The organism is Pseudomonas sp. (genome assembly GCF_050739775.1).
Classification (GTDB): Bacteria; Pseudomonadota; Gammaproteobacteria; order Pseudomonadales; family Pseudomonadaceae; genus Aquipseudomonas.
On sequence record NZ_JBOICA010000081.1, the window covers coordinates 1 to 8,225 of the forward strand.

7 protein-coding genes and 1 pseudogene are annotated in these 8,225 nt (G+C 62.8%); all 8 read right to left on the reverse strand.

Annotated elements, in window-relative coordinates; translation table 11 throughout:
- Positions 1 to 1,759, reverse strand: a 1,759-nt coding sequence (locus ACRESH_RS23945) for an ImcF-related family protein (protein WP_431744299.1), incomplete at its 3' end; no start/stop codon positions are given.
- Entirely contained in the window at positions 1,743 to 2,864 is a 1,122-nt protein-coding gene (locus ACRESH_RS23950; RefSeq protein WP_431744300.1) for a hypothetical protein, read from the reverse strand. The genes ACRESH_RS23950 and ACRESH_RS23945, both read right to left, overlap by 17 nt.
- 8 nt (positions 2,865 to 2,872) lie before the next feature.
- Positions 2,873 to 3,130, reverse strand: coding sequence for a PAAR domain-containing protein (locus ACRESH_RS23955; RefSeq protein ID WP_431744301.1), 258 nt, complete (start codon positions 3,128 to 3,130; stop codon positions 2,873 to 2,875).
- A pseudogene (locus ACRESH_RS23960) lies at positions 3,130 to 3,617 on the reverse strand (DUF3304 domain-containing protein). The gene ACRESH_RS23955 and the pseudogene ACRESH_RS23960 overlap by 1 nt, the downstream one beginning before the upstream one ends.
- A 97-nt stretch (positions 3,618 to 3,714) precedes the next feature.
- Entirely contained in the window at positions 3,715 to 6,057 is a 2,343-nt protein-coding gene (locus tag ACRESH_RS23965) for a phospholipase effector Tle1 domain-containing protein (protein ID WP_431744302.1), read from the reverse strand.
- Positions 6,045 to 6,557 (reverse strand): DUF3304 domain-containing protein, encoded by a 513-nt coding sequence (locus ACRESH_RS23970; RefSeq protein ID WP_431744303.1) that lies wholly within the window; start codon positions 6,555 to 6,557, stop codon positions 6,045 to 6,047. The genes ACRESH_RS23965 and ACRESH_RS23970 overlap by 13 nt, the downstream gene beginning before the upstream one ends.
- A complete protein-coding gene (locus ACRESH_RS23975; protein ID WP_431744304.1) occupies positions 6,557 to 7,360 on the reverse strand; it encodes a DUF4123 domain-containing protein in 804 nt (267 codons plus the stop codon). Before ACRESH_RS23975 ends, ACRESH_RS23970 begins: the two co-directional genes overlap by 1 nt.
- Positions 7,357 to 8,225 (reverse strand): DUF2345 domain-containing protein (locus tag ACRESH_RS23980; protein WP_431744305.1); only part of this gene is annotated, 869 nt, incomplete at its 5' end. The genes ACRESH_RS23975 and ACRESH_RS23980, both read right to left, overlap by 4 nt.

Below are 8,225 nucleotides of genomic sequence, written 5' to 3' on the forward strand. Positions count from 1 at the left end.
CGCCGACCAGCTGTTGCAGGCCCAGAGCCGGATAGTGGTTGACCGCCGTATCGAGAACTTGCTGGTACAGGCTGGCCTGGGCATTGCGCTGACCGAGCTGGCCGAGCAGCACCTGGCGGGCCTGGGCGACCAGCGCCGGGTCGGCGTCGAGGCGCCACTGCGGATTGGCCGCCAGGTGTTCGGCGTAGAACTGCCAGAGTTCCGGTTCGGCGCTGCCGAGGGTCTGCAGCAGAAACGCCGGGTTGGCTTTTTCCGGGCGGGCCAGCATCAGGTAGGCCTTCAGTTGTGTGTAGGCTTCAGTGGCACGGGTGGCGCGTTCGGGGCTGTCCGCCGGGAGCTGGACCAGGGCGTTGAGCTGGCGTTGCAGGGTGGCCGCCGCCGGGTCGCGCAGCAGTTGCTGGTTGGCCTGGACATAGTGCGGCCACAGCGCGTCGTGCAGGGCCTGGCTCTGGTTCAGGCCGAAGCGCTGGTACCAGGGCGCACCGTGGGCCATGCGGTACTCCAGGCGGGCCAGATCGTCCACCAGCTGATGCAGCGCCCGCCGTTGCTCGGCCCCCGGGGCCGCTTGCTGCAATGTAGTCAGGGCGTTCTGCACCTGGGCGAGCTGGACGCGGTTAGTGGCGAACGACAGCAGCATCCCGGCGCCCCACACCGTGGCCAGGCACAGCACGGCAGCATAGGCGATGCGCGATGCTGGCCAGCCCAGACGGCGTGGTTCGCCCGTCTGGTCGCCGAGCACGCCGAGCCAGGCCGGGTCGGCCGGCCAATGGTTGTCGTTGCCGGCCTGAGCGCTGCGTGACAGCGGCAGGCTGAACCACAGGCCGCGCAGCGCCAGGCCACGGGCGGGCTTGTTGAACACCGGGCTGAGCGCCTGCCGCCAGCGGGCGATGCCCTCCGCGTGCAGATCGCGGCCCAGACGCAGCAGGAAATCGTGGCCGCGTTTTTTCTGAATCTGCGCCAGCCCCGTCTGGCACAACGGCGGCAGCAGCGCCGTCAGGCGCGCGTCCAGTTGCTCAGCACTAATGCCTGCCGGCAACAGACAGCCTACCGACTGGGTCGGGCGGTCGTCCTGAGGCCAGGCGCTGGCGCAGACCTGCCACAGATGCACCGGCAAGTGCCAGCGCAGTTCGCGGGCGGTGTTGCGCAGTTGGCTCAGCGCGTGGCTCATCGTCTTGGCATCGGCGCTCTGGGCCTGGGTCAACGCCCAGACGACGCCGTCCAGAGCCCGCCAGCGGGTCAAGCCGCGCCAGGCGTTGAGCAATGACGGCTGCGCTGTGTCTGCCAGACTGCCACCCCACACCAGCACGGTCTGCCCACCTTCCAGCCAGTGCCGCTCGGTCAGCCCCGGCGCGATGGCGTCGACCTGCTCCGGTTCGCCGACCACCAGCAGCAAACGGACCTTGCGGCGCCAGAGCAGGCCGTAGTGCTCGCGTAAGTGTTTACGTAGCGGCGCTAACCAGACTTGCTCGGAGTCCTCCTCTGGCTGAGGCGAAGACGGTAGCGATTGCCCCCCTCCTACCAGCCCCCGGATACCCTTATTCACACTCAGCCAGACCAGCAGCGCGGCTCCAAACAACAGGGCCCAGCACAGCAGGCCCTTGAGCAGGAGATCATGTAATGCAGCGAGACTGGTCGAGTGCGTGTCCAGCAAAAACCACCAGACCGCTCCGCCCAGGAAAACCAGCACCGCCAACACCAGTGCAAGCACTAACGCCGTGTGCCAGGAAGACAGCTTTTGCGATTCAACTTCTCGAGTCATCGGGCTCTACAATTCCAAGGGTCAAGGTGTAATGAGGGTCGCCAGCCAGCCAGGCACAAGGCACGCCGTGTTGCTCGGTGTACCAGGCCGCCAGGGTCTGAACCACCATGGCCTGCAGATTCGCCAGGGCACCAAAATTGGCGTCTTGCCGATGCTGCTTGATGTTCCAGTCAAGCAGCGACGCGTCGAATGCAGCGGGCTGTGAGAACGACACACAAACGGGCGCGGGGGCTTCCAGTTCGCTCTGCTTTAAAGCTTGCGCGGCGACTGTAGTGAGATCCTCGGCGTCAGCCGCGAACCATTCGCCTCGAGGAAAGTGCACACCACCTTGCGCACCGAGCAGCCACAGCACGGCAGCTTCCCCCGCGGGCAGCTGTTGCTCTCGTTCGGCACGCGCAGAATGACAACCTGCACAGAGCACTCGGGCATCCGCAGGTGCCTGCAGCAACAGGTCGATGATGGCATCCAGGCTGCGGATCCCCTGCCAAGACTCGGGATGCTCAGGCAAACAGACTTCAGGGCAACTCAGGGCCATTTGCTCGACAAACGCCCCCCACGCCGCCAACGAGCCCAGCCAGTAGCAAGACAAAGGCTGCAAAGCGCTGTCTTGCGTGCGTTGTGCCTGCCATTTCAGCGCGAGCAATACCGCCAGTTCCCGCTCACGCGTCTCGACATCCCGAGCGCACACCTGCGGCAGGCGAATTGCAGCGCCTTCTCCGGTATCCAGCACAGCGGGCGGTTGATGATCGGGGCTGAACAGAACATTTACCTGTTCGGGCTTGCTACAAGCGGCGCTTACCAGTACCGACTCGATCAGTGCGGCTTTCTGGCGATGATGCTGCCACCAGATTTGACGCTGCTGCTCCGTTGCCTCGGCATAGCACTGCGCATTGTGGTGATTGAAGCGGTAGTACAGTACCCGCACCATCAGAGCCACTGCCCACACCAGTAGCACTGCAACCCCACCGCCAACGGCCAGGCGCGGCTCGATGAACGAACGCTCAAGCACACTGCCCGCGCCCACCAGGGCCAGTAGCACGGCTCCACTGGCCAGCCAGCGTGAATAAAGGGGGGGCTGAACCCGGGGATAGGGTGCGAATGCCACAGCCTTATTCATGAGGCCGCCGAGGTATCGGGCATGGAACTGACCAGGGTGCAGCCGCAACTGCAGCGATGACCGTGCAACGCCACCGGATGACCGTCGAATTCGACCAGGTCGCTGCCTTCGGCGATGTTGGTCAGACCGTGCAGGTTGCAGCGCACCGCATCCCCCTGGCAGGCGATCGGCTGGCCGTCACACAGATAGCGCCCTTCCAGCACCTTGCCGCCAGCCTCGCGCAAACTGTCGCCCTGACGAATGAATGCGAGCATTACGCTCCCTCCTGCCGTTCGGCGTGATTAAGTGGACATGACTGCGGCTGCGGCAGGTGCAGCGGAGTCTTGATCGGGTATTCCGGGCTACCGTAGGCGTAGCAGGAGGTAGTGACCTGGATGTCGTCACAGGGCAGAAAATGCACGGTGATGCCGCAGACTTTCTGGCCGGTGTAGTCGGGGACTGGGACGAGCTTGCTGTGCTTGCGCTTTTGCGCTCGTATCCCATCTCTCCAGGCCAAATACTTGGGTCTATCAGCAAACCCAGGGAATCCTTTTGAGCTACCGACCCCGGTTTCCCAATCGATACGTACCGTCATTCCCGGCTGCCAACGTTCAGGAGCAATGTAACAACAGCCCCCCCACCACCTTGATACGGACCAATGATGTCTATCGCCGAACGGCCATCGACACTGAAACGATTGATGGCCCAATGGGTATGGTTGATGCCGTCAATGGTGCTTGCGCCCGCAACCGGAACGACCATGGCCACAGCCAGGCTGCCGAGGACAACTTTCAGTGCACAGTGCCGAGTCAACCTGAGCATTGGAGAGAGTCCCTGTACAGCGCGTCGTAAACACCGCTCAGACCGATCCATCGCTCACCTCACTCAGCTTGGCGTAATGGGCTTCCCAGACCGCAGCGATGTCCTGCTGGACCTGAGCACGGCGTTGAGCATCCATCAGCGAAGCCTGCGTAGTGCTTGCAGAGGCCAGGGCGCTGGCGCGGTCGGCCGCTGTCGTTGCCTTGGGCTCGACCATCAGCGCCAGGTCCCTTCTGTTGGCCTCGCCGAAGAACACCATGCGTTCGTTGAAGTAGCTGCCCCAGGGTTCACGGCCCACTGCCACATTCACGTTCAGCGCGCTTTGATTGAGCAGGGCATGAAGAAACCAGGCCCGGGAGTCATGCACCTGGTCATCGAACAGCGCCCGTAACAAGCCCTCGGGCAGGTGGCTGTTGCTACGCTCGTCGACATTGGCGCGAAAGTGTTCCGTCAAGTGGTTGCGTTCGCCGGACGGGGGTGGAAAAAGCTGGCTGACTTTCGCTCGCCCCGCTGCCTTCAGCTGTTCCCGCTCGGCGATGGTTTCGGCGCTGTTGAGGTAGGTAAACAGCGCGATGGGGTTCACCAGTATGGCTTTGCGCAAGAACGCCAGGTAAGGGTCACTGTTGAGGTCGCGATAGATCTTGCCGAACTCCTCGGCAGCTTCGCGTAACTGGGTTTGCGCCTTGTCCGGATCGAACGCGGGGACGCCGGGTTTAAGCGGTATTTTCGCTGCGCCGTTGCGTTCTCTGGCCTTTTGCTCCTTGCGGCTGGCCTCGACCTCCGCCTGCTTGTGCGCACGTTCGGCTTCGGCGCGTTGTCGAACTTCTTCCGTGCCGTGCTTATCACTTGCTGCAAGGTAGAACTCGGTGTTCTTGAGGCTGTCGAAGGCATAGCGGTCGATGCGCCAGGCGGTGATCCAGGCCAGTTGGGTGCGGAGTGCTTCTTCCAAAGGAATAGTAGCGGGCAACACCTGATAACGTTCGATCTGTTCGGTAGTAAGCGGCTGGGAAGCAGGAATGAGACCGAGAGTTACATGACGCCAAGCGTTAAAACGATCAACCAATTTAGGGCCAACAGCAAAGGATCGCTGCACATCGAATTCCATTGCTCTCCAAAACTCATGGCGCAACCCAATAGGCAATGCATCTTTCGGCACCTTCAGCGGGGCACCGTGGGCGAAGGCATCAGCATACAAATCGTGCAGGGCAATCTGCGAAAGCAATAAACCATCATTCTCACCAACGGCTTTACCTTGATCACCCCGCGGATATCCTCCTCCTTGATCCGAGTGCACCCCGGGATAGATCACTTCAACGCTGTTTGCCGGGTAATTGCCATCCTCACCGCGAATCGACTCCAACGGGAAGCTCAAGCGCTGCTCGTGACTGGCCACGATATGCAGGCAACGCTTGAGCAGGTTGCCCCGGGGCAGCTCCTGACTGCCATCGCCCCAGCCCATATGCCCGGTCACCCCTGGCGAGATATCGGCCAACCCCACTGACACCACGGTGTCCAGCAACCCCAGGTACTCCACGCTGACCGGCAGCTTGAGGTCATTGAGTAGCAACGTCGGCGTTGCCTCAATGCGCGACAACAGCAGGTTCAGCCAGTTGACAAAGGCCCGGGCCGCCGCCGCGCCGCGGGAAAAACCATAGACATACAGCTTGATGCCCAGCAGCTTGGGCTGACCCGGCTGCGGTTGGCCCAGGGCGATGCGCAAGGGACGCTCCAGGGCGTTGAGCTGCCGGCGAAATTCACCGGCCCGGTTGGCGCGGCCCATGATCCACTCCGTCCCGGGCCAGGTGCCCATGGCTTCGACCGCAGCCCCCAAGGCCGTGTTATCCAGCCGTGGCTGCCCCAGCGTGCGCCGCAAGGCGTCGATGATCATCAGCAGGCCCCAGTTGATACGCTCTTCGCCACGACGCGCAAAGGCCAGGCCAGTACTGCTGTAGTCGAGGTCATTCACTTCCGGAAAAGGCGTGCCCACCCCGGGCATGTAATATTTGAAGTACTGCCCGTTGCCGGTGCCGGCAGCGTCCGTCAACCCCTGGACCGTGCCACGGTGGCTGGTGCCGCCGGCGTGCCCGTCGCCAATGCTCGCGCGAAACAGCCGGGCGATATTGGTCGGGTGGGTGATCGCGGACTCGTACAGGTCATTGTTGAGGTTGTTGCCCGTGCCGTCGAAGAACAGGCTGATATGCAACGTCTTGCAGCACGGCAGTGGCTGCCGGTAGCCGGATGCCAGGCACAGGGCATCGTGGTAACCACGTTCCTGCTCGCACTGGCGCAGGAGGTTGGCCTGGACTTGCTCGGCACGCTGAGGCAACCGGCCCAGCAGCGGAAACTGCGGCGGGTTGCTGATGGGTTGCTTTACTGGGGACATGACTGCGGCTCCGGCAAGTGCAACGGGGTCTTGATCGGGTATTCCGGGCTGCCATAGGCGTAGCAGGAGGTACTGACCTGGATGTCGTCACAGGGCAGGAAATGCACGGTGATGCCGCAGACCTTCTGACCGGTGTAGTTGGGGACTGGGGCGAATTTGCTGTGTCGGCGTGTTTGCGCAACGACTTCCTTCTCCCAGGCCAAGTACTTGGGCCAATTGGCAAACCCAGGGAACCCGTCGGGATAAGCCACGCCCGTTTCCCAATCAACCCGCACCGTCATCCCCGGCTGCCATCGCTCAGGAGCGATGTAACAACAGCCTCCGCCTCCCCCTTGATACGGACCGATGATGTCAATCGCCGAACGGCCATCGACACTGAAACGATTGATGGCCCAGTGGGTGTGGTTGATGCCTTCGATGGTGCTGGCCTGGGCAGCCTGGGCGAGCAGGAGGCTGGCAAGGATGGCGGTGAGGGAACGAGCTAGTGAGAACGTGGGCATTAATGCCTCCCTGTGGTTGCTGGACGGGCCGCCCAGACATGGCGCACTTGCTCGAGGGTGTAGGCTTCGCGCTGGGCGTTGAGTAGCAATCCGGCCTGGCTGGCATCGAGCATGGCCCGATAACACGCCTGAAAACGCTGCTCCACGCCCCACTTGCTGGGGAACGCTGTGCTGAGGCTGGCCAGTGCGGCGCTGGCATCAGCGGCACACGCCAGGGTGTCGACCTGGCTGTCACTGAGTTCGACAGGGCTGTGCGCGTCCGCCACAGTGGGTATTTGGGCGGCACCCAACAGGTGCTGAGGTGCGCCATCGCGATCCAGCCAGCTCCAGAACAACGCGGGGTGCAGCCATGGCTGCTGTTGCTCGGGCTGCAGGACATGGCTGAACAGCAGCGGGAACAGACGCGGATCGTAGTAACGCAACAGCCCCAGGCGGCCGCCATTGCGCGCTTCCATGCACTGGCCCAGATGCTCGGCCAGTACCGCAAAGGGCCAGGTAGATGCCAGCACCAGCAGCTGTGAGTGGCCATCGGTTGCATGCATCAAGCCGAGCAGCCATTGCCGTTGCAGTGGTTGCGCCAGCTCAACCCGTACCAACAGCGGAGCAAGGTCCTCGGCACCCTCCTCCGGCAACCCGCTGAACAGCGAGTACCAAGCCAGCGGCGGCTCGACGCTGAGCACACTGGGAAGCAATGGAACTTCGCTGCCGGCCTGATCGATGATCACGTACAGATAGCGGGTATCAGCCTGTTCACAAGCGCTTTGCAGCAGGCCAAGCCAGGTGCCGAGATGCTGAGCCATCATGCTTGCGCCTCCCTGAGCACGAAGCCCTGGGCGGCGGCTTGCGCCCTCTTCAAGCATTCCCTGCACACCGAACCTGGTAACTCAGGCAGCGCAAACACTTCACTGGCAGGCGGGTTGAACCGATGCTTACCCTTGATACTGAGTAGGCCGGGGCTGTGGATCTGGATCTCCCCTTGAGCGGTAATGCGGATAAAACCACCCCCACAGCCGAGGGTGATGCCGTTCTTCGCCGTCAGTTGCAGGTGACCTTGCACGGACTGCACGCTGATGTCCTGCTGGGCAATGAGGTTGAGCAGGTCGCCGTGGGATTCGATTTCCAGGGGGCCTTTGCCGGAGACCAGGCGCATGCCCTCCTGCTGCGCCAACAGCGAGATACCCTGGCTGGCATGGGCGGACAGGCGATGCCCTGCCGCCAGGTTGATTTCGTCCTGGCTTTGCACATACAGCGCGTCGCCGCTTTTCAACAGCAGACTTGCGGGTGTTACTGCGCCGATGCCTTTAGGGGCACTGAGCAAAATCGCCGGGCCTTTGAGGTCCCGGGCCTCGGTATGGAGCTGGTTCAAGCCATCGATGGCAGGCTGGCGGCTGTGGTGGGCCTGGGCGATGTCCTGCCACTCGGCCATCTGTTGTTTCGCGCCCTCCAGCTGGGCACTGGCCGGGGCCATGGTCAGTGCGTCGCCGGCCGCCTTGGTCTGCACATCAGCGCTGATAAACAGCCCCTTGCCCGCACGCAGCGCGCCCCAGTCATCGGTACGCAGCTCAAAACCCTCACCACGCTTGCGCCGCTCGGCGCCAACCAGATGGCCCAGATTCAGCTGGCTCTTGCCGCCGTAGTCGGTACTGAGCTTGATGTGCTCTTCACCCC

Bases quoted from the DNA above. Each gene is read 5' to 3' on its own strand.
- ACRESH_RS23955 (WP_431744301.1), bottom strand. From the start codon at position 3,130: ATGCTCGCATTCATTCGTCAGGGCGACAGTTTGCGCGAGGCTGGCGGC.
- ACRESH_RS23965 (WP_431744302.1), bottom strand. From the start codon at position 6,057: ATGTCCCCAGTAAAGCAACCCATCAGCAACCCGCCGCAGTTTCCGCTG.
- ACRESH_RS23970 (WP_431744303.1), bottom strand. From the start codon at position 6,557: ATGCCCACGTTCTCACTAGCTCGTTCCCTCACCGCCATCCTTGCCAGC.
- ACRESH_RS23975 (WP_431744304.1), bottom strand. From the start codon at position 7,360: ATGATGGCTCAGCATCTCGGCACCTGGCTTGGCCTGCTGCAAAGCGCT.